At 71.0% G+C, this 20104-nt stretch carries 20 protein-coding genes, 2 pseudogenes and 1 riboswitch; of the genes and pseudogenes, 8 read left to right on the top strand and 14 right to left on the bottom strand.

From position 1 onward, the window contains the following. Positions 1-34: 34 nt before the first annotated feature. Positions 35-2602, bottom strand: a complete 2568-nt coding sequence (locus tag IEZ19_RS28845) for an ABC transporter permease (protein WP_189314242.1) — start codon at positions 2600-2602, stop codon at positions 35-37. Then, on the bottom strand, positions 2596-3438 hold the full coding sequence (locus IEZ19_RS28840; RefSeq protein ID WP_229840927.1) for an ABC transporter ATP-binding protein: 843 nt from the start codon (positions 3436-3438) through the stop codon (positions 2596-2598). The genes IEZ19_RS28845 and IEZ19_RS28840 overlap by 7 nt, the downstream gene beginning before the upstream one ends. 208 nt (positions 3439-3646) lie before the next feature. On the opposite strand from IEZ19_RS28840, the gene IEZ19_RS28835 reads away from it, so the two are divergent. Together IEZ19_RS28835 and IEZ19_RS28830 are read left to right on the top strand one after the other, a co-directional pair. Further along, positions 3647-3937, top strand: a complete 291-nt coding sequence (locus IEZ19_RS28835; protein ID WP_229840924.1) for a toxin-antitoxin system HicB family antitoxin — start codon at positions 3647-3649, stop codon at positions 3935-3937. 4 nt (positions 3938-3941) lie between these two features. After that, the gene (locus IEZ19_RS28830; protein ID WP_189314241.1) at positions 3942-4316 is read left to right on the top strand and encodes a fic family toxin-antitoxin system, toxin component; all 375 of its coding nucleotides are present in this window, start codon (positions 3942-3944) and stop codon (positions 4314-4316) included. Here the strand turns inward: IEZ19_RS28830 and IEZ19_RS28825 are convergent, their stop codons facing one another. The 5 genes from IEZ19_RS28825 to bioB form a co-directional block, all read right to left on the bottom strand. After that, positions 4317-5018, bottom strand: a complete 702-nt coding sequence (locus tag IEZ19_RS28825; RefSeq protein WP_189314240.1) for a class I SAM-dependent methyltransferase — start codon at positions 5016-5018, stop codon at positions 4317-4319. It abuts the gene before it with no gap. Between the two features lie 97 nt (positions 5019-5115). Then, complete coding sequence (locus tag IEZ19_RS28820; protein WP_189314239.1) at positions 5116-5880, bottom strand: alpha/beta fold hydrolase; 765 nt, start codon at positions 5878-5880, stop codon at positions 5116-5118. A gap of 109 nt (positions 5881-5989) precedes the next feature. Then, a complete protein-coding gene (gene bioD / locus IEZ19_RS28815) occupies positions 5990-6706 on the bottom strand; it encodes a dethiobiotin synthase (RefSeq protein WP_189314238.1) in 717 nt (238 codons plus the stop codon). A 1-nt stretch (position 6707) separates the two neighbouring features. Next, positions 6708-7988, bottom strand: a complete 1281-nt coding sequence (locus tag IEZ19_RS28810; RefSeq protein WP_189314237.1) for an adenosylmethionine--8-amino-7-oxononanoate transaminase — start codon at positions 7986-7988, stop codon at positions 6708-6710. Continuing rightward, entirely contained in the window at positions 7981-9126 is a 1146-nt protein-coding gene (bioB, locus tag IEZ19_RS28805; RefSeq protein WP_189314236.1) for a biotin synthase BioB, read from the bottom strand. The genes IEZ19_RS28810 and bioB overlap by 8 nt, the downstream gene beginning before the upstream one ends. A gap of 147 nt (positions 9127-9273) precedes the next feature. Here bioB and IEZ19_RS28800 point away from each other — a divergent pair, with 147 nt between their 5' ends. After that, on the top strand, positions 9274-10401 hold the full coding sequence (locus tag IEZ19_RS28800; RefSeq protein WP_189314235.1) for an 8-amino-7-oxononanoate synthase: 1128 nt from the start codon (positions 9274-9276) through the stop codon (positions 10399-10401). Between the two features lie 74 nt (positions 10402-10475). Here the strand turns inward: IEZ19_RS28800 and IEZ19_RS28795 are convergent, their stop codons facing one another. Further along, positions 10476-10700, bottom strand: a complete 225-nt coding sequence (locus IEZ19_RS28795; protein ID WP_189314234.1) for a DUF397 domain-containing protein — start codon at positions 10698-10700, stop codon at positions 10476-10478. 9 nt (positions 10701-10709) lie between these two features. After that, positions 10710-11579, bottom strand: a complete 870-nt coding sequence (locus tag IEZ19_RS28790; protein ID WP_189314233.1) for a helix-turn-helix domain-containing protein — start codon at positions 11577-11579, stop codon at positions 10710-10712. 223 nt (positions 11580-11802) lie between these two features. On the opposite strand from IEZ19_RS28790, the gene IEZ19_RS28785 reads away from it, so the two are divergent. Then, positions 11803-12261: an ATP-binding protein gene (locus IEZ19_RS28785; RefSeq protein WP_189314232.1), complete on the top strand. Its 459-nt coding sequence runs from the start codon at positions 11803-11805 to the stop codon at positions 12259-12261. A 71-nt stretch (positions 12262-12332) separates the two neighbouring features. On the opposite strand, the gene IEZ19_RS28780 is transcribed toward IEZ19_RS28785, so the two are convergent. The 3 genes from IEZ19_RS28780 to IEZ19_RS28770 all read right to left on the bottom strand — a co-directional run bounded on the left by IEZ19_RS28780 (position 12333) and on the right by IEZ19_RS28770 (position 14327). After that, on the bottom strand, positions 12333-12806 hold the full coding sequence (locus IEZ19_RS28780; protein ID WP_189314231.1) for a C40 family peptidase: 474 nt from the start codon (positions 12804-12806) through the stop codon (positions 12333-12335). 3 nt (positions 12807-12809) lie between these two features. Further along, positions 12810-13003, bottom strand: a riboswitch (cyclic di-AMP (ydaO/yuaA leader). Positions 13004-13372: 369 nt separating this feature from the next. Next, positions 13373-13684, bottom strand: coding sequence for a hypothetical protein (locus tag IEZ19_RS28775; protein WP_189314230.1), 312 nt, complete (start codon positions 13682-13684; stop codon positions 13373-13375). A gap of 7 nt (positions 13685-13691) precedes the next feature. After that, positions 13692-14327: an ATP-dependent Clp protease proteolytic subunit gene (locus IEZ19_RS28770; RefSeq protein ID WP_189314229.1), complete on the bottom strand. Its 636-nt coding sequence runs from the start codon at positions 14325-14327 to the stop codon at positions 13692-13694. Between the two features lie 106 nt (positions 14328-14433). Between IEZ19_RS28770 and IEZ19_RS28765 the strand changes: the two genes are divergently transcribed. From IEZ19_RS28765 to IEZ19_RS28750, 4 genes and pseudogenes are all read left to right on the top strand, one after another. Beyond that, positions 14434-14709, top strand: a complete 276-nt coding sequence (locus tag IEZ19_RS28765) for a type II toxin-antitoxin system Phd/YefM family antitoxin (RefSeq protein ID WP_189314228.1) — start codon at positions 14434-14436, stop codon at positions 14707-14709. Positions 14710-14936: 227 nt separating this feature from the next. Then, positions 14937-15614 (top strand): annotated as a pseudogene (gene ureG / locus IEZ19_RS28760) (urease accessory protein UreG). Then, positions 15611-16370: pseudogene (locus tag IEZ19_RS28755) on the top strand (urease accessory protein UreD). Before ureG ends, IEZ19_RS28755 begins: the two co-directional pseudogenes overlap by 4 nt. Before the next feature lie 132 nt (positions 16371-16502). Continuing rightward, positions 16503-18098 carry an alpha/beta hydrolase gene (locus IEZ19_RS28750; RefSeq protein WP_189314227.1) on the top strand — a complete coding sequence of 532 codons (1596 nt, stop codon included), beginning with the start codon at positions 16503-16505 and terminating at the stop codon, positions 18096-18098. A 60-nt stretch (positions 18099-18158) separates the two neighbouring features. Here the strand turns inward: IEZ19_RS28750 and IEZ19_RS28745 are convergent, their stop codons facing one another. Both IEZ19_RS28745 and IEZ19_RS28740 read right to left on the bottom strand, forming a co-directional pair. After that, positions 18159-19175 (bottom strand): NAD-dependent epimerase/dehydratase family protein, encoded by a 1017-nt coding sequence (locus tag IEZ19_RS28745; RefSeq protein ID WP_189314264.1) that lies wholly within the window; start codon positions 19173-19175, stop codon positions 18159-18161. 70 nt (positions 19176-19245) lie between these two features. Next, entirely contained in the window at positions 19246-19971 is a 726-nt protein-coding gene (locus IEZ19_RS28740) for a lysophospholipid acyltransferase family protein (RefSeq protein WP_189314226.1), read from the bottom strand. Positions 19972-20104: the final 133 nt, after the last annotated feature.

Genomic DNA, 20104 nt, shown 5'->3' with positions numbered 1-20104 from the left:
GTGGAAGGCGAATCGAGCCCCGCCCGCGATTCCATCACTCGTGCGCGATGGCCGCCAGCACATTCATGCGCGACGCACGCAACGCCGGCAACAGCGCCGCGACGATGCCCACGACCGCCGACCCGATCACGACCGCGACGATCGTGCCCCACGGGATCGCCAGCGCCGTCATGCCCTGCAACGCCAGGACCTGCTGTGTGCACACGCCCCACACCAGGCCCAGCGCCAGCCCCAGGATCGCGCCGAACACCGCGATCACCACCGACTCCAGCCGGATCATCCGCCGCAGCTGCCGCCGGGCGAGTCCGATCGCGCGCAGCAGACCGATCTCACGGGTGCGCTCCACCACCGACAGCGCCAGCGTGTTGACCACGCCGAGCACCGCGATGACGATCGCCAGCCCGAGCAGCGCGTAGACCAGGTACAGCAGCACCGCGATCTGGTCGTGGACCAGCTTCTTGTAGTCGGCCTGGTCGCGCACCTGCACCTGGGGATACGCCTCGAGTGTCTTCTCCAGTCGCGAGCGCAGCTGGTCGGCGGTGGTGCCGGAGGCCCTGTTGACGTACAGCGACGACTCCTGGCCGCCGGGGACGTACTTCTCGACGGTGGCGATGCCGAAGAACAGCCCGCCCTGCATGCCGAATCCGTCGCCGCCGCCCTGGTCGGTGAGGGCGCCCACCGTCATCTCGGCGGTCCGGCCGCCCTGGAACTCGACCTGGACCGTACTGCCCACGCGCACGCCGTGGTCCTTCGCGAAGTCCACGTCCATGCCGAGACCGCCGTCCGCGAGCGCCGCCGCCGTGTCACCGGCCGCGTAGGTCACATGGGCCACGTCGTCGACCTGCGGGTCGTACCCGGCGGCGGTCGTCTCGATCCGCTTCCCGTCGGGCAGCCGTACGGCCAGGGGCGCGAACCGCTGCCGTACGACCAGGCCCACGCCCTCCGTGCCGCGCACCTTGTCGGTGATCTCCTGCGTGAACGGCAGGAAGTTGCCGTTCTGGATCACGAAGTCGGCCCCCAGCGTCTTGTCGATCTGCTGGTCGAACGACCGGGACATGGACGCGCTCGCCACCGACATTCCGCCGACGAGCGCCAGGCCCACCATGAGCGCGGCCGCGGTGGCGCCCGTGCGGCGCGGGTTGCGCAGGGCGTTGCGCTGGCTCATCCGGCCGATCGAGCCGAACAGCGCGGGAAACGCACCGCCCAGCACCCGGATCACCGGCCGGACCAGCAGGGGCCCGGCGATCACCGTCGCGACGAGCGTCAGGACCACACCGAGGCCCAGCAGCGAGGCGGCCGAGGCCGTCTTCGTCGCGACCGCGCAGCCGACGAGCGCGGCCACCCCGCCGGCCCCCACGAGAGAACCGACGATCGCGCGGGTCCTGAGCGGCCGCCCCACACCGGCGATCTCGGCGTCGGCGAGCGCCGCCATGGGGGAGACGGTCGCCGCGCGCCGGGCCGGGAGATAAGCCGCGACGAAGGTGACGCCCACGCCGACGACGTACGACGCGACGGGCGTCGGCCAGCCGATGACCATCTCCGTGGCCTTGAGGTTCATCCCGAACGCGCTCATGAGGTGGATCAGACCGAACGCGAGACCGATGCCGGCGGCCAGTCCGAGTGTCGAGCCGACCACACCGAGCAGGACCGCCTCGGTGAGCACGGACCGCCGCACCTGCCGCCGGTCGGCGCCCAGGGCACGCAGCAGACCGAGTTCGCGTGTGCGCTGCGCGATCAGCATGGAGAACGTGTTGACGATCAGGAACACGCCGACCAGGACGGCGATCCCGGCGAAGCCGAGCATCACGTACTTGATGACGTCGAGGAAGCCGCCGAGGTCCGCGGCGTCCGACTTCGCCTGCTCGTCGGCGGTCTTGAGGTCGTACGGCCCGGTGCCGATCGCCTCGGCGACCCGGGCCTTGAGCACGTCGTCGCTCACGCCCGGCGCCGCGTCCACCGAGATGCTGGTGGCCCGGCCGGCGGAGCCGAGCAGTTCCTCGCCGGCGACCGCCGGATCCAGAAAGACGAGTGCCGCGCCCGGGTTGGTGGTGGTGAACGTGGCGATGCCCACGATCCGCACCTCGAAGGTGCCGGGCTGCGCCTGCACCGTCAGCGTGTCACCGATGCGGACGTGCTTCTTGTCGGCGGTGTCCGCGTCCAGCAGAGCCTCACCCGCACCGCGCGGCGCGTTGCCCGACGTCAGCTTCACCGGGCTGCGGCCGGTGACGTACCAGGAGGTGGCGATCGTCGGTGCGCCGGTCGTCGGCCCGACGGACTCGTTGTGGCGGTCGACGACCACGATGTTCTCGACGGACACGTCCGCGTGCGTCTCGGCGACCCCGTCGACCTGCGCGATCCGGTCCCTCAGCGACGCGGGCACCGACTGGACCGCGCCGGTCGGCACGGACGACGTGAGGTCCTCCTTCGGCTCCACCGTCACATCGGCCGAGGTGGAGGCGAACAGCCGGTCGAAGGTACGGCTCACCGTGTCCGAGAAGATCAGGCTGCCCGCGACGAACGCCACGGACAGGACGACGGCCAGCGCGGACAGCATCAGCCGCCCCTTGTGGGCGAGGAAACTCCTGAGGGTGGCCTTCAGCACCGGCTCACGCCTCCTCGGCGGCGTTCGCGCCGTTGGTGTCCACGGCGCTGTCCAAGGGGCCGCGCCCCCCCGTCGAAGCGCTTCATCCGCTCGAGGACGGCCTCCGCCGTCGGCCGCTCCATCCGGTCCACGATCCGCCCGTCGGCGAGGAAGAGCACCAGGTCGGAGTGGGCGGCGGCGCCCGGGTCGTGGGTCACCATGACGACGCTCTGACCGAGTTGGTCCACCGCGTCCCGCAGGAACCCGAGGACCTCCAGCCCGGCGCGCGAGTCGAGGTTGCCGGTCGGCTCGTCGGCGAAGATCAGCTCCGGCCGGGAGGCCAGCGCCCGCGCGCAGGCGACGCGCTGCTGCTGACCGCCGGACAGCTGCGCCGGACGGTGCTTCAGCCGGTCCCGCAGCCCGAGTGTGTCGATGACCTGTTCCAGCCACTTCTCGTCGGGCTTCTTGCCCGCGATGTCCATGGGCAGGGTGATGTTCTCGGCCGCGTTCAGCGTCGGGATGAGGTTGAACGACTGGAACATGAAGCCGATCCGGTCCCGCCGCAGCCGGGTCAGCTCCCGGTCCTTCAGCCCGGTGATCTCGGTGCCGCCGAGCCACACCTGACCGGCCGAGACGGTGTCGAGCCCGGCCAGACAGTGCATCAGCGTGGACTTCCCGGAGCCGGAGGGCCCCATCACCGCGGTGAAGCGGCCGCGCGCGATGTCCACGTCCACCGCGTCCAGCGCGAGCACCGCGGTCTCGCCCGCGCCGTATGCCTTGGTCAGCCCGCGTGCGCGGGCCGCGATCCCGTCGGCCTGCGCCGCACCCGGCGCGTGCTCCGCAGCAGTTGTGGACAAGGCCCCTCCCCGGTCAGCTTCACGCCCGACTCCCCGTCCCGCCCGAGGGTAGTGTGACGCGCCGCACAGCTGGTATCCCCCTTGGGGTCGAGGCCGTCTCCACCACAGGTCGGGCCCCCGATACCCGTGTAAGGGACACCCTCCACCTGTGGGCGGAGACTCGCAGGAGGGCTTGCCGTTGCTAGCGTCCGAGCGCTAGCTTCGAGACATGGCGAAGACCCAGCTGAACGTGCGCGTGGACGAGGGCACGGCCAAGGCTGCCCGCGAACGCGCCCTTGCTCGCGGGATGAGCGTCAACCGCTACATCGAAGAGCTGGTCAGACAGGACACCGGAGAAGCGGGCCGTACGTTCGTGGAGGCGGCCGCCGACTTCATGAAGCAGTACGAGTCCGTGTTCGCCGAAGAGTTCGGTGAAGGGCGTACGGCGTCTTCGGGCGAGGTGCGTGCGACGGCTTCGGCCGAAGGCCGTGCGACGGCTTCGGATGAAGGCCGGCACTGATCCGTTGAACAACCTCACCATCGATCTCGCCTGGCTGCTCATGCTCGCCGAGGACAAGACGCCCGGCGACCCGCAGATCACCGACTGGGGCGCCCTGGTCGCCGCCGTGGCCCGCCACCAGGCCGAGATATTCGACGTCCCCGTCTACGACACTCCGCACGCCCGGGCGGCCGCGCTGCTCCAGCTCCTGATCCACGTACCGGCGCTGGAACGCTCCAACGCCCTGTTCGCCTCCGCCGTCGCCTACGCCTATCTGGTCGCCAGTGGAGCCAAGGTCATCATCTCGCCGGAGCAGGTCCGCGATCTGGCCCGGCTGGTCAAGACCGGCGAGGCCTCGGTGCACGACATCGCGCGCGAGCTGCGGCAGTGGACCCTGTGATCAGCGCTCTGCCGTCGGGTCCGGGGCCCCGGGCCGCCACGCCGTGCCCAGCACGCACGACGAGGTGGGCAGCGCCGGGCCGTTCTCCGGCAGCGACACCCGCCGGTACGGCCCCAGTTCGAACCCGGCATTCCGAAGTGCCCCGATCGGGTCGCGGGCCACGTGGCAGCCGCCGGTCAGCAGGGGCCACACCGTCCGGTCCAGGGCGCGCTGAGCGACCATCATCGCGGAGCCGCCGCCCCGGCCGTGCTCGAAGAACCGCACCTGACCGCCCGGCCGCAGCACCCGCCGCACCTCGCCGAGAGCACGCGACACATCCCGCACACTGCACAGCACCAGCGACAGTACGGCCGCGTCGAACGCCTCGCTCTTGACCGGCAGCGCCTCCGCGACACCCGGCGCCACATCGACCGGCACCTCCGAGCGCAGGGCGGACTCGACGGCCAACTGCCGCAACAGCGACTCGGGTTCGATCGCGACGACCTCCGCGACCGTGTCCGGGTAGTGGGCGAAGTTCAGACCGTTGCCCGCGCCGATCTCGATCACCCGTCCGGACAGCCCGGCGAGCAGCCGCTCGCGTATCCCGGCCATGCCCAGCTTCGTCTCCGCGCTCACACTGACACGGGCGTAGTAGCGGGCGAACAGTGGGTGGTGCACGGGATCCCGCGCCACCTTGCCGGAGCCTGCGGACAGCAGCCGCATGACGACCTCCCGGACACGACGGACCTACCGTGATTCTCCCCCGAGGGAGCCGCTCGCACCCCCGTGCCGACGGTGGAAAAAACCGAAAAGCGCCGCTTCAGTCGAGGAACTCGTCAAGAAGCGGCAGCAGCAGGGACGTTCGGCGCATGAGGGCCATGTGCGTGGTGGCGGGCAGGACGGCCAGCCGTGCCTGGGGAATCAGCCGCTGCATCTCGGCGGCATGCTCGACGCGTACGAAGTCGCTGTCGCCGATGAGCAACAGCGTGGGCGCCCGCAGCGCCCGCAGGTCGTCGGCGGTCCAGGGCAGCGGCGCGTTCGCCGCCGCCGTGCACTTGGCGAGTAGGTCCTGGAAGCGCTCGGGGTGCGGGGCGGTGGCCGCGTACGCGTCGGCCATCTCCTGGAAGTCGGCCTGGCTGGGCAGCCGAGGGGAGGTGAAGTCGGGGGCGCGGACGTCGTCGTGGATGCCCTCCTGGTCGTACTGGGCGGCGGCGAGCACCAGCCGCCCGACACGCTCAGGTTGGCGGACGGCGATCTCGAGCGCGGCGAGCCCGCCGAGGCTGTAGCCGAGGAAGTCGGCCCGCGCGATGTCGAGTTCGTCGAGCAGCGCCACCACGTCGGCGGCCAGATTCGGCACCGTCATCTCACGGTCGGTGTCGGCTGTGTGGCCGTGTGCCTGGAGTTCGGGAGCCACCACGCGCCGGCCGGCGGAAAGAGCAGGCAGGACGGCGCCGAAGGCCAGACCGACGGTGAGGACGCCGCCGTGCAGCAGTACCAGCGGGGGTCGGTCGTCCTGACCGGGGCCGTGGCTCTCGTAGTACATCTCCAGGCCGTTGACCTTTGCGTATGCGGAGCTGTCAGGCATGGCCAGCACTTCCGTTCCGGGGAGGTCGTAGGCCAGGAAGACCCCTGGGACGCGCGGAACTCATCGGTGCGGAGGCCGTGAGCACCGGCACGGGCACACAGTCCTCCTCTCAGGGTGCCTCCCGTGCCCGGAACGCCTCCGCGTCCCACGTCCCGTGCAGCCGCGGCGCGAGCCAACCGGGCGCCGCCCTGCGGAAGCCGGTGGGCTGCAGCGCCCCGGCGCCGGCGGGCAGTGCGCCGAGCAGGGGAGCGCAGGCCACCTCCGGCAGATCGGCCACATTGCACCGCGAGGCGAGATCGGGTGAGCCGGGCCAGCTGCCGATCACGACGCCGAGCAACCCCAGCTCCCGCGCGCGCAGTTCACGCGCCGTCAGTTCCGTCGTGTTCAGCGTGCCCAGGCCCGCCGACGCGACCACCAGCACCGGTGCGTTCAGCAGCCGGGCCGCGTCCGCGAGCGTTCCGCCTGTCGCGTCGAACCGTACGAGCAGCCCGCCCGCGCCCTCGACCAGCACCAGATCGTGCTCGGTGGCCAGCTTGGCGGCCGCCTCCGCCACGTCCTGCGGGTGCACGGGCGTCAGGCCCGCCCGGCGGGCCGCCGTCCCCGGCGCCAACGGCTCGGGAAAACGGGCCAGTTCGGCCGCCGTCACCGTGCCCGCGAGCCGCGCGACCTCGTCGGCGTCTCCGCGCTCGTGCGGGCCCACACCCGTCTGCGCCGCCTTCAGCACGGCCACCGACCGGCCGGCCGCGACCGCGGCGGCGGCCACCGCGGCCGTCGTGACCGTCTTGCCGACCTCCGTGCCCGTGCCCGTGATCACCAGGACCGGCATCTCATCCCTCCCGCGCCGCCGCGCACACCGCGCGCGCGATCCGTGCCACGTCCGCGTCCCCGGTGACGTACGGCGGCATCGTGTAGACGAGGTCGCGGAACGGCCGCAGCCACACGCCCTCTCGGACGGCCGCCCGGGTGGCGGCCGCCATGTCCACCTCGTGGTCGAGCTGGACGACTCCGATGGCGCCCAGAACCCGTACGTCCCGCACACCGGGCAGACCGGCGGCGGGCGCGAGGCCGTCCCGCAGGCCCGTCTCGATCCGCTTCACCTCGGACAGCCAGTCCTGCCCGAGCAGCAGTTCCACCGACGCGCAGGCCACGGCCGCCGCCAGCGGATTGCCCATGAACGTCGGACCGTGGGCCAGCACCGGCACCTCGCCCCGCGAGATCCCGTCGGCCACCCGCGGCGTGCACAACGTGGCCGCCATGGTCAGATAACCGCCCGTCAGCGCCTTGCCCACGCACATCACATCCGGTGTGACCGAGGCGTGGTCCGCGGCGAACAGCGCTCCGGTGCGGCCGAACCCGGTGGCGATCTCGTCGAACACCAGCAGCACGTCGTGCGCGTCGCACGCCTCGCGCAGCACTCGCAGATAGGCGGGGGAGTGGAAGCGCATCCCGCCCGCGCCCTGCACCACCGGCTCGACGATCACGGCGGCCAGTTCGTCCGCGTGCCGCTCGACCATCGCGCGCAGATGCCCGGCGTACGACTCCTCGTAGGCGGCCGGCGGCACGTCCGCGAACACCTGGCGCGGCAGCACCCCCGACCACAGCTCGTGCATTCCGCCGTCGGGGTCGCACACGGACATCGGCTGCCACGTGTCGCCGTGGTAGCCGCCCCGCCAGGTCAGCAGCCGCCGCTTCTCGGGGCGGCCGAGCGAGCGCCAGTACTGCAGGCACATCTTGACCGCGACCTCGACCGACACCGAGCCCGAGTCGGCGAGGAAGACATGCTCGAGACCATCGGGCGACATGTCGACAAGGAGCTTCGCCAGGCGTACGGCGGGCTCGTGCGTGAGCCCACCGAACATCACGTGGCTCATCCGCGCCAACTGCCCCTGCGCGGCCTCGTTGAGCACCGGGTGGTTGTAACCGTGGATCGCCGACCACCACGACGACATCCCGTCGACGAGTTCGCCCGACCCGTCCGCGAGCCGCAGCCGCACCCCGCTCGCCGACTCCACGACGAGCGGTTCCACGCGCCCGGGCATCGGGCCGTACGGATGCCACACGTGCCGCCGGTCGAGCTCCAGCAGCTCGGGCACGCCCAGGTCAGGCATTGGGCGCGAGGTCGGTTCCGGCGCCCCGGCGGCGCACCGCGACGAGGTCCGTACGGGCCTCCTGTACCGGCTGCGCGGCGACGGAACCACAGACGCCACCGCCCTCGTGCGACCCGCACCCGGCCTCCGCGGCCGCCCGGTGCTCGGGCAGCGTCACCTGGTCGGCGCCCTCGACCTCGAACCCGGCGTCGGCGATCATCTCCAGGTCGGCCTTGCCCGCCTGGCCCTCGCTGGTGAGGTAGTCGCCCAGGAAGATCGAGTTGGCCAGGTGCAGCGCGAGGGGCTGCATCGTGCGCAGATGCACCTCACGGCCGCCGGCGATGCGCACCTCGACGTCCGGGCAGACGAACCGGACCATCGCCAGGATGCGCAGACAGCGCTGCGGGGTGAGGTTCCACTCCTTGGCGAGCGGCGTGCCCTCGAACGGGATCAGGAAGTTCACCGGCACCGAGTCGGGGTCGAGCGCGCGCAGCGAGAAGACCACGTCCACCAGGTCCTCGTCGCTCTCGCCCATCCCCGCGATCAGACCGGAACACGCCGACAGACCGGCCGCGTGCGCCTTTTCGACCGTGTCCACCCGATCGGCGTAGGTGTGCGTCGTCGTGATGTCCGCGTACGTTCCCTCGGACGTGTTGAGGTTGTGGTTGTAGGCGTCGGCGCCCGCCTCGCGCAGCCGTTCGGCCTGACCGTCGGAGAGCAGGCCGAGACAGGCGCACACCTCGACGCTTTCGTTCCGGTCCTTGATCGCCCTGATCGTGTCGGAGACCCGGTCCACGTCCCGGTCCGTCGGGCCGCGCCCGCTGGCCACCAGGCAGACCCGCTTGGCGCCGCCGGCCAGGCCCGCGGCGGCCGCCTCGGAGGCCTGGTCGGGCTTGAGCCAGGTGTACTTCAGGATGTCGGCCTTCGACCCCAGCCGCTGGGAGCAGTAGGAGCAGTCCTCGGGACACAAGCCGGACTTGAGGTTGACCAGGTAGTTGAGTTTCACGCGCCGGCCGAACCAGTGCCGGCGCACCTTGCCGGCCGCGGCCACCACATCGAGCACGTCGTCGTCGGAGGTGGCCAGAACGGCGAGTGCTTCCTCGCGGGTCGGCAGCTCGCGCCGAAGCCCCTTGTCCACCAGCGTGTTCAGCAGGTCCATGAGGTCCGATCCTGTCCTACGTGACCGCCTCGGGCAAAGGAGAGTTTGCACAACGGAGACGGTTCGCCGTGTGGGTATTGCCACACCCTGGGCGGCTAGTTGTCCGGCTAGTGTCTGTCCACTGCCTACAAAATCCCCGGAGGAGCCATGGCGTTCGGCTGGATCGTCGACCAGGCGGAGCAACGCCGCCGCGCCGGACTGGTCCGGACCCTGCGACCCCGCCCCGCCGACTGGCCGCTCCTCGACCTGGCGAGCAACGACTACCTGGGCCTCGCCCACCACCCCGAGGTCACCGAGGGCGCGGCAGCGGCGGCGCGGACCTGGGGCGGCGGCTCGACCGGCTCCCGGCTCGTCACCGGCACGACCGAACTCCACACCGAACTGGAACGCGAACTCGCCGCCTTCTGCGGTTTCGAGGCGGCGCTGGTCTTCTCCTCGGGATACGCCGCCAACCTCGCCGCCGTCACCGCCCTCGGCCCGCACGGTTCCCTGATCGTCTCCGACGCCGGCAACCACGCCTCCCTCATCGACGGCTGCCGACTGGCCCGCGGCACCACGCAGGTCGTCGGACACGCCGACCCGGACGCCGTCCGCAAGGCGCTCGTCATGCACGAGGGACCCGCGATCGCGGTCTCCGACACGGTGTTCTCCGTCGACGGGGACGCCACGCCGCTCACCGGGCTCGCCGAGGCGTGCCGGGAGCACGGCGCGGGGCTGGTCCTCGACGACGCACACGGACTCGGTGTCCTCGGCGACGGGGGGCGGGGCGCGCCGCATGCGGCCGGGCTGGCGGGCGCCGACGACGTGGTCGTCACGGTCACGCTGTCCAAGTCGCTGGGCAGTCAGGGCGGCGCCGTGCTCGGCCCGGCCAGGGTGATCGACCATCTGCTGAACGCGGCACGGACGTTCATCTTCGACACGGGGCTCGCGCCCGCCGCGGCGGGCGCGGCCCTGGCGGCGCTGAGGCTGCTGAGTCGTGAGCCCGGGCGGGCGGCCCGAGCCCGCGAGGTGGCCGGCGAACTGCACGCACGCCTGACCGCCGCGGGTCTGGAGGCGGTGCGTCCGGACGCCGCGGTGGTCTCCGTGCGGGCCCCGTCCCCGGAGAGGGCCGTGCGCTGGGCGGCCGACTGCCGTACGGCGGGCCTGGCCGTGGGCTGTTTTCGTCCTCCTTCCGTGCCCGACGGCATCTCACGGCTCAGGCTGACCGCCCGAGCGGACCTCTCCGGTGCCGAGATCGAACGCGCTGTACGTGTGATCGGCGAAGCGCGGCCATGAGTCGGCGTGACACGGTCGTGCGTCGCCTGCCGGAAACGGATCCGTAGGACTGGGTCGGGTCGGCCCGTGGGGGATCAGCGAAGCGCGGTCACGAATCCCGCCCAGCTCTCGGGGGAGAAGAGCAGCGCGGGTCCGGCCGGGTCCTTGGAGTCGCGTACGGCGAGCAGCCCGGTCCAGGGACCGGAGTGCGGCCGGGCGGTCTCCACGCAGTTGTTCGCTCCTGTGCTGTAGCTGCTGCGCAGCCACCGCACACCGTGCAGATCGGTACTGGAAGGTACGTTCCGAGGCAGTGCAGTCATGGTGCCTCCTTACGCGCCGTCAGCTATCCCGGCGATGTAATCCAACGAGTCCTCGGGTGAAAGGGCGTGGATCTGAAGGGTGTTGAAGGCCTCTGAGTAGGCCTGGAGGTCTTCTTTCCGTTCGAGGTAGAGGCTACTCGTCAAGTGGTCGAGAACAACCACGTCCAGATCAGATGTGCTCGGAAAGGAGAAGATAACGAAAGGCCCGGTGATGCCGATGTGCGCACCAGCCGCGAACGGCAGTACGTGGAGCCGGACTTGGGGCAGCTGCGCCGCCTCCACCAGGCGATTCAGCTGCCGCGTCATCACGTCCGGACCGCCGACCTCCCGTCGCAGCACCGCCTCGTCCAGTACGGCGGTCAGCTCCAGCGGCGGATTCGACCGCAGCACGTCCTGCCGGGCCAGCCTCACCTCCACCAGGGTGTCCAGCCGGTCGTCCGGCGCGTCGTCCGCCCCGCTCACCGCGGCCCGGGTCACCGCACGCGCGTACTCCGGCGTCTGCAGCAGCCCCGGCACCACCAGCGTCTCCAGCGTGCGCATCCCGCTCGCCTGCGACTCCAGACTGATGAAGTCCCGGTAGGCCGGCGGCAGCACACCGCGGTAGGCGTGCCACCAGTGATGCCGGCCGAAGGCGTCCTCGGATACCGCCAACGCCAGGAGAAGCTCCCGGAGTTGACTGTCCGCCACACCGTAGGCGTCCAGGAGTAAGCGCACATCGGCCGCCTTCACGCCGCTGGCGCCCGTCTCGATGCGGCTCACCTTCGACTGGTGCCAGCCCACTATCCGGGCCGCCTCACCGCTCGTGAGACCCGCACCGCTGCGCAGGGTGCGCAGTTCGGCGCCCAGCTTCCGGCGGCGTACCGCGGGACCGTGCTGCATGGGCTACTCCTTACTCGCCATTACTCCTTGCGCGCCGCCCAAATACGGTCTGCCGTCGCAGAGTTCACCGCTTCGAGCGACAGATATATGCATATCTTGGTGGATCGCCACCCGTGACCGACGCGGTAATGGCAGTCTGGCGACGAAGCACCAGTCCGGGACCGTACTCGAACCATCCGCTCCGTGTCGGACTGCGGTCCCGTGGGAAAGGGACGACATCGCCATGGCAGACCATCTGGAAGCATCCGTCACTCTGCCGAGCGATCCCGCCTCGGTCTCCGCGGCCCGCTCCTATGTACTGGGCACCCTCGCGGAGTGGGGCCTGCCGTCGGACACGGAGGTGGCCGACACGATCCGGCTCATCGTCTCCGAACTCGCCACCAACGCCGTACAGCACACCTTCGGGCAGTCACCCACCTTCACGGTGGACATGGTGCTCATCCGCGACGAACACCTGCTCATCGGCGTCACGGACAGTCATCCCCGCTTCCCCAAGAGACTGCCCGCGGCCGTCCAGCAGGACAACGGGCGCGGCATGGTCATCATCCGCTGGCTCACGGCGGAGTGCGGCGGCAAGATGCGGGTCCGCCCGACCCGTGAGGGCGGCAAGACCGTCTCCATCGAACTTCCCTGGACCGTCACGGCCCAGCCGGTCACGACGGCGACCCAGCAGGAGCCGTGAACGCTCCGGCTGCTGCTGGGTCGGTCGCCGAGGCCGTGACCAGGTATCCGTGGCCCGTGTCATCGGTCAGGTCACTTCACGCGTCCGTACCAGACGCTCCGAGTCCAGATCTTCTGCAACTTCACTACGTCGCCGGTCTTCGGTGCGTGCCAGATCCTTCCCTTCCCGGCATAGATGCCGACGTGGTAGACGCTCGAGCCATAGTGGAAGAACACCAAGTCACCGACCTTGCGCCTCGTGGCGGAAATGTGACGTGTCTTGTTGTACTGCTGGGCCGCCGTCCGCGGCAGCTTCTTGCCTGCCTTCTTGAACGAGTACAGCGTGAGCCCTGAGCAGTCGAACCTGCGCGGTCCGGTGGCACCCCACTGGTACGGGGAGCCCTTCTTCGAGGCCGCGATCCGAAGTGCCTTCGTCCCAGTCGTCCCGGCGACGGCGTCGGCCGCCGCGCCCGGCACCACGATCGAGGCGCCCACGGCGGCGATGGTGAGCGCCGAGGCCGTGCCGGCCCGGGCCATGAGCGACGGGACACGATTGAGCGCAGTCATGCGCAACCCTTCGTCAGCCGCCTGTGAAGGATGACCTGTCGGATTCGGGCTGGCGAAGTGGCCCGGCCGCGGTGTCGCGGCTTCACCCCAAGGGCTGCTCGGAACGAACGTTCAGATGAACGAACATCCGTTCAGGCGACCCGTCTTGCCTGGGTCCTCCACTCCTGCCGATCCACTGCCGTCGACCGGTCGTCCGGGCGGCGGCAGGACTCGGCGTCCGCCCGGACCGCCCCGCCGCTGCGGCGGGGGCTTGTCGTCAGACAGGGATCTTGGCTCACATGTGTCCGAAAATCCCAATAGAACCGGGTGTGTACGGTTTTGCTCACCACTCGTCCGTTCGGGTTGGACACCGCTGTGTTCGAGCGGCGTCGAAGTGTTGACGAACCCTCGGACCAGCACGGGAGCACCTTGCAGCGCCATTCGCACCAGCCCGTCGCGCAACCCGCGGGGCGCCGAAAAAGAACGCTCGTCTACGCCGAACAGGGGTACGTCGTTTGGGCCGTTTCGGCTCTGGCCGGGGTGTCCGCAGGACGGGCGGGCGGGCACTCCCGTTCCCCACGCCCGCGTCAGCGCGCGCACTCGGGCGGCGGCAGCGCCACGCGCGCCGTGCGGCGTTCGCCGTCCAGGACCCGCAACGCCCGTGCCAGCGTGGCCGCGTGCAGTTCCGTCTCGCCCCGCTGATGCATCACGGCCAGCGCGTCGCGCAGCTCCACCGCCTTGCGGACCAGCGCCTGCGCCGCCCGCAGCCCGCGGTACGTGTCCTTGTCGACCGCCGGATTGATCCGGCCCAGCAGGTCGACGACTTCGAGGTAACGGTCGATCAACTCGCCCTCGGCACGCGTCAGCGCGGGCAGCGGCGGGATCTCCGGTGGCAGCATCGGCGGCTCACCCCGCGTCCGGCGTACGGCGGGACGCTTTACGGCTCGGGATGATGCCGTCCACCAGGCCGTACGCCAGCGCGCCCGGCGCGTCCAGGATCAGATCCCTCTCGAGGTCCTCGTGGACCTGCTCCGTACCGCGTCCGGTGTGCCGGACGAGCATTCCTTCCAGCAGTGCGCGGACGCGGGCCAACTCCTCCGCCTGGATGACGAGATCGCTCGGCTGGCCCTCCACCGGCTCGGGCAGCGACGGCTGCTGCACCACCATCCGCGCGCCCGGCAGCGCGAACCGCTTGCCCGGCGTCCCCGCCGCGACCAGCACCGCCGCCGACGAGCCGGCCTGCCCCAGGCAGATCGTCTCCACGTCGCAGCCGACGTACTGCATCGTGTCGTAGATCGCGGTCATCGCGCTGAACGAGCCGCCCGGGGAGTTCACGTACAGCGAGATGTCCTGGTCCGGGGCGTGGTGTTCGAGGTGCATGAACTGCGCCATCACGTCGTTGGCCGACGTGTCGTCGATCGGTGTACCGAGGAAGACGATCCGCTCCTCCAGCAGCTTCGAGTACGGATCGAGCGTGCGGTGACCGCTGCTCGTGCGCTCGGTGAACTCCGGCAGGACATAGCGGGCGGACGGTCGGGTCATGGCATACCCCTCCTCGCGGCAGAGCCGTCTCCAGCAGAGAGCTCTCTGTAGAAAATGTACAGGACGTACAGAATGCGGGAATGGGGGATCCCCGTAAGCTGGGGGCATGGCCTACGAGATTCCGGTGACGCAAGCCAGGGCTGAGCTCGCCGACCTGATCAACCGGGTGGTGTACGGCGGTGAGCGCGTCGTCGTGACACGGCACGGCAAGCCTCTCGTCGCCCTCGTCTCCGCCACCGACCTCGACCGCCTCGAGCAACTGGAACCCGAGGGCGAGCAGGTGATCAGCTCGGTCTCGGGCGTCCACGAGGCCACGGCAGCGCCGCGGGAACATCGCCGTTTCGGTATCGCGGCGGAGCATCGGGGGACGGGCGGGGCGTAGGCGGCAGAGGCGGGCGCGCTCAGGGTCCGAAGGGCGCGACAAGGCCGACGCGCGCGAGACCGTGCGTCACTGTCCGCTGCGGAGCGGACACCCCTCGTGGTACGACACCGAGCGCGGCAGCGTCGTGCCGGCACCCGGCGGCAGCCACCGACCGATCGCGCCGACCGGCTGAAGCGGACGCCGCACCGGAGAACGGCTTCCAACCCCCGTCGAGACAGGAGCCGTACATGCACCTCGACCACGCCCACCACGGTCCCGCCGCCGTCAGCGCCGACGCCCGCCGTCCCGACGGCTCGCGGCGCGCCCTGCGCATCGGGCTCGGCGGCCCCGTCGGTTCGGGCAAGACGGCCACCGTCGCCGCGCTCTGCCGGGCGCTGCGCGACGAGCTGTCCCTCGCCGTCGTCACGAACGACATCTACACGCGGGAGGACGCGGTGTTCCTGCTCCGGGAGGCCGTGCTGCCGCCCGAGCGGATCACGGCGGTGGAGACCGCAGCCTGTCCGCACACCGCCATCCGGGACGACATCTCCGCCAACCTCGAGGCCGTCGAGGACCTGGAGGACGAGGCCGGGCCGCTGGATCTCGTCCTCGTGGAGTCGGGCGGGGACAAACTCACCGCCACCTTCTCCAGGGGACTGGTCGACGCGCAGATCTTCGTGATCGACGTGGCCGGCGGTGACGACATCCCGCGCAAGGGCGGGCCCGGCGTGACCACCGCCGATCTGCTCGTCGTCAACAAGACCGACCTCGCGCCGTACGTCGGCTCGGACCTGGGCCGTATGGCCGCCAACGCGAAAGCGTAGCGGGCCGAACTCCCCGTTGTGTTCCAGTCGTTGAGAAGCCAGGACGGAGTCGCGGAGGTCACCGCCTGGGTGCGGGCACAGTTTGCTGCGTGGACGGCATGACCGCCGGCGGCGTGCGCGCCCTCGCCCGGATCGCCGCCCGGCCGGACGGGTGCGGCGGCACCGCGCTGCCCGTCCTGGAGAGTCAGGGACCCCTCGCTCTGCGACGCACCCGGGCGAGTGGCGCCGAGGCGCGCGTGATGCTCGTCGGGGCGATGAGCGGACGGCACGGGGGTGACCGCCTCGCCGTGGAGGCGCACGTGGACGAGGGCGCCCGGCTGGACGTTCGATCCGCGGTCGCCACCATCGCGCTGCCGGGACAGACGAAGGAGGAGGCGCGGTACGACATCCGGCTCACCGTCGCCGACGGTGGTGAACTGCGCTGGCTGCCCGAGCAGTTGATCTCCGCGGCGGGCAGTGAGCTGTGCGTCGCCACTCGCGTCGACCTGGGGAGCGCGGCGCGGCTCGTGCTGCGCGAGGAGCAGGTGCTGGGGCGCGCCGGGGAGGAACCCGGGCGGCTCGCGAGCCGTCTCATCGTGCGGGTGGCCGGGCGGACCGTGCTCCACCAGGAGCTGGCCTGCGGGCCGGGCGCGCCGGGCGGCTGGGACGGGCCCGCCGTGCTCGACGGGCACCGCGCTGTCGGGCAACTCGTCGTCGTTCGGCCGGAGTTCGTGGCGGCAGCGCCGCGGCGCCCGCATACTGGGGGAGGGCGCGATGCTCGTTTCGCTCGCCGGGCCCGCCGTCTTGGTGAGTGCCGTGGCGGCCGACGGGCTGCGGCTCAGGCGGGTGCTGGACCAGGCGCTGGAGCTGCTGGGTTAGCGCTCCGCTGAGCGGGACCTGTTCCTCCGGTTATCGGATTGGCAAAGAAGGTCAACAACCCCTGTTCTCAGGCTGCTCACAGCCGCGAGGATCCCCCGAGACATTCGCAACGATGTACGGGGAGGGGCCCACTTGAGGGACATCAGACCCAAGAACCGTGTGCTGGCGCTCGGTTCGGCCGGTGCGCTCGTCACGGCGACCCTGATAGCCGGAGCCGTGTCGGCGCCCGCGGCCAGCGCCAACGGCGGCCACGGCCAGGACCGCGAGGCCCGCGGCGCCGCGATCGCCGCCGAGCGGGCCGCGAAGGCGGGCGTCGACTGGCAGGACTGCCCCGCCGACTGGGGCCTGGCCAAGCCGATCCAGTGCGGCTGGGTCAGCGTGCCGCTCGACTACGCGAAGCCGTACGGCAAGCAGATCAAGCTCGCCGTCGACCGCATCGGCAACACCGGCACCACGGCCGAGCGGCAGGGCGCGCTGATCTACAACCCCGGCGGTCCCGGCGGCTCCGGCCTCCGCTTCCCGACCCGGGTCACGGGCAAGAACCCCGTGTGGGCCAACGTGGCGAAGGCCTACGACTTCGTCGGCTTCGACCCGCGCGGCGTCGGCCACTCCGCGCCGATCTCCTGCATCGACCCGCAGGAGTTCGTCAAGGCGACCAAGGCCGACCCGGTGCCGGACTCCGAGGCCGACAAGCGCGCACAGCGCAAGCTGGCCCGCGAGTACGCGGACGGCTGCTACGAGCGCAGCGGCGAGATGCTGCCGCAGATGACGACGCCGAACACCGCCCGCGACCTGGACGTCATCCGCGCCGCGCTCGGCGAGAAGAAGATCAACTACCTGGGTGTCTCCTACGGCACCTACCTGGGCGCCGTCTACGGCACCCTCTTCCCGGGCCACATCCGTCGCCTCGTCGTCGACAGTGTGGTCAACCCGGCGCGCGACAACATCTGGTACGAGGCCAACCTCAACCAGGACATCGCGTTCGAGGGCCGCTGGAAGGACTGGGAGGACTGGGTCGCCGCCAACGACGCCGCCTTCCACCTCGGCACCACCCGCGACGCCGTCCAGGCCCAGTGGCTCAAGCTGCGCGCCACCGCGAAGAAGAGTCCCCTCGGCGGGGTCGTCGGCCCGGCCGAGCTGATCTCCTTCTTCCAGAGCGCGCCGTACTACGACTCGTCGTGGGTGCCGGTCGCCACGGTGTTCAGCAAGTACGTCGCCGGCGACACCCAGGCGCTGGTCGACGCCGCGTCCCCCGACCTGTCGGACACCGCGGGCAACATCTCCTCGGAGAACGGCAACGCGGTCTACACGGCCGTCGAGTGCACCGACGCCAAGTGGCCCACCAGCTGGCAGCGTTGGGACCGGGACAACACCCGGCTCAACAAGGACTACCCGTTCATGACCTGGGCCAACGCCTGGATGAACCTGCCCTGCGCGAGCTGGCCCGTCCGGCAGCAGACCCCGGTCGACGTGAAGACCGGCAAGGGCCTGCCGCCGGTGCTCATCGTGCAGTCCACCCGTGACGCCGCCACCCCGTACGCCGGCGCCGTCGAACTGCACAAGCGCTTCAAGGGCTCCCGTCTGATCACCGAGAAGGACGCGGGCTCCCACGGCGTGACCGGTCTGGTCAACCCTTGCATCAACGACCGCGTCGACACCTACCTGCTCACCGGGAAGCTGGACGCCGCGGACGTGACCTGCGCCCCGCACGCCACGCCCAAGCCGTAGCAGCGCCTTCGTGCGACGCCGAGGGGCGGCCGGGATTCCTGTCCCGGCCGCCCCTCTCGCTCACCGGGCGCGCAGCCAGGCGTCCTCCGCCGCGTAGTCGAACAGGTCGGGATAGACCCCGGCGAGCCGCGGGAAGCACTCGCGCCAGTCCCGCACGGCGAGGTCGGAGCGCAGCCGGTCGACCGTCCCGGGCAGGCTCTCGGCGTACGACACCACCGGGCGATAGCCCAACTCCCGTGTGGCCGCGGTCATGTCGAGGACGACCGGCAGCGGTACCGACCACGGCGAGAGGCCCACGGAGGCGCCCGGCGGTGGCCCGTCCACGAGGACAGTGTCCGGCCGGACGGCCATCACCTCGTCGATCGCCGTCCCGATCTCCGCCACCGTCGGCGCCTGCGGATCCCCGGCGTTGAGCACCCGCGCTCCGGGGCGGGCCGCCGCCAGCCGGATCAGCTCGGCGACGTTGCGGGCGCTCACCGGATGGAACCGGCTCTCCCCGCCGTACGCGAGCACACGCGCCCCACGGCCGTCCAGGTTCCGTTTGACGAAGTACAGCTCGCGCGGGAGCGGGCTGTGCGGGCCGTGCACGGCACCGGCCCGCAGCAGGGTCGTCGGCAACCGGCCGCCCGCGCCCAGGAGTTCACGTTCGAGGCCCGCCTTGCGGGTGCTGTACGACGCCTCGCCCGGGGCCACAGTCGGCTGGGCTTCCGGGATCGGCACCGGATACCGGGGGAAGCCGTCGGGTTCGTCCTGGGTGTCGAAACCGCGTCCCTTGTCGTCCTCGTAGACCGAGGCACTGGAGATCACCACGGCGGACCCGATCCGGTCGGCGAGTCCGGTCAACTGCCGTGCGTGCTCGGGCCCGTAGGCCACCATGTCGACGACGAGATCGCAGCCGTCACCGACCAGGGCGGCCAGGGCCGCGTCGTCCGCGCGGTCCAGCCGCGCCGCCCGTACGTCCGTGGGCCACTCCTCGTCCCGGCCGCCGCCCCGGGACGCGGCCGTGACCTCCCAGCCGTCCCGCGCCAGCGCGTCCACCGTCGGCCGGCCGAGCTGGCCCGTCGCTCCGATCACCACAGCACGTCTCATGGAGCGACCGTACGAGGCATCGGTGCCCTGCGGCCCGCGGCTCTGCCGACAGCAGAGGTCAGCTCAGCGGCGCCCGGGGGAACCTGCGCTCCTTGGCACCCTCGGCCTCGGCCGCCTCCGCCTTGGCGACGGCCGCGTACTGGTCGACGTACTCCTGCTCGGACAGTGTCAGGATGGCGTACATGATCTCGTCGGTGACGGCCCGCAGGACGGCCTTCTCGTTCTCCATGCCGGCGTAGCGGGAGAAGTCGAGGGCCTTGCCGAAGCGGATGACGACCGGGTGGATGTTGGGGATGACCTTGCCCGGCGGCTGGGCCTCGAACGTGCCGATCATCGCGCAGGGCACGACCGGGACGCCCGCCTTCAGCGCCATCACGGCGACCCCGACCTTGCCCTTGTAGAGCCGGCCGTCGTGCGAGCGCGTGCCCTCCGGGTAGATGCCGAGCAATTCGTCCTTGCGCAGTACCCTGAGCCCTTCGCGGATCGCGGCCTGACCCGCCTCCTTGCCCGAGCGGTCGACGGGGATCTGCCCGGCGCTGCGGAAGAAGAACGCGGTCAGCCGGCCCTTGATACCCGGCCCGGTGAAGTACTCGGCCTTCGCGAGGAACGTGATGCGGCGCTTGAGGATCGCGGGCATCAGGAAGTGGTCCGAGAAGGACAGATGGTTCCCGGCGACGATGGCCGCGCCCGAGGCGGGCACGTTCTCCAGCCCCTCGATCCGGGGCCGGAACACCAGTCTGAGCAGGGGCCCCAACAGCACGTATTTGAGCAGGTAGTAGAACAAGAGGGGTAGCTCCTCGGCTCGGCGGGCGGCTCAACCGTCGCGTTCTCGCAGGTCACCTGCGTGGGGTGGGGTCAGTGTAGGTCCCGGAACCGGAGGTCGTAACCTTGCGCGCCGTCCCTGCCGCCGGTCGTGG

Source organism: Streptomyces brasiliensis (assembly GCF_014647875.1).
Taxonomy (GTDB): domain Bacteria; phylum Actinomycetota; class Actinomycetes; order Streptomycetales; family Streptomycetaceae; genus Streptomyces; species Streptomyces brasiliensis.
Note: the sequence above shows the minus strand (reverse complement) of the source record. Positions and strands in the feature narration are given on the sequence as shown.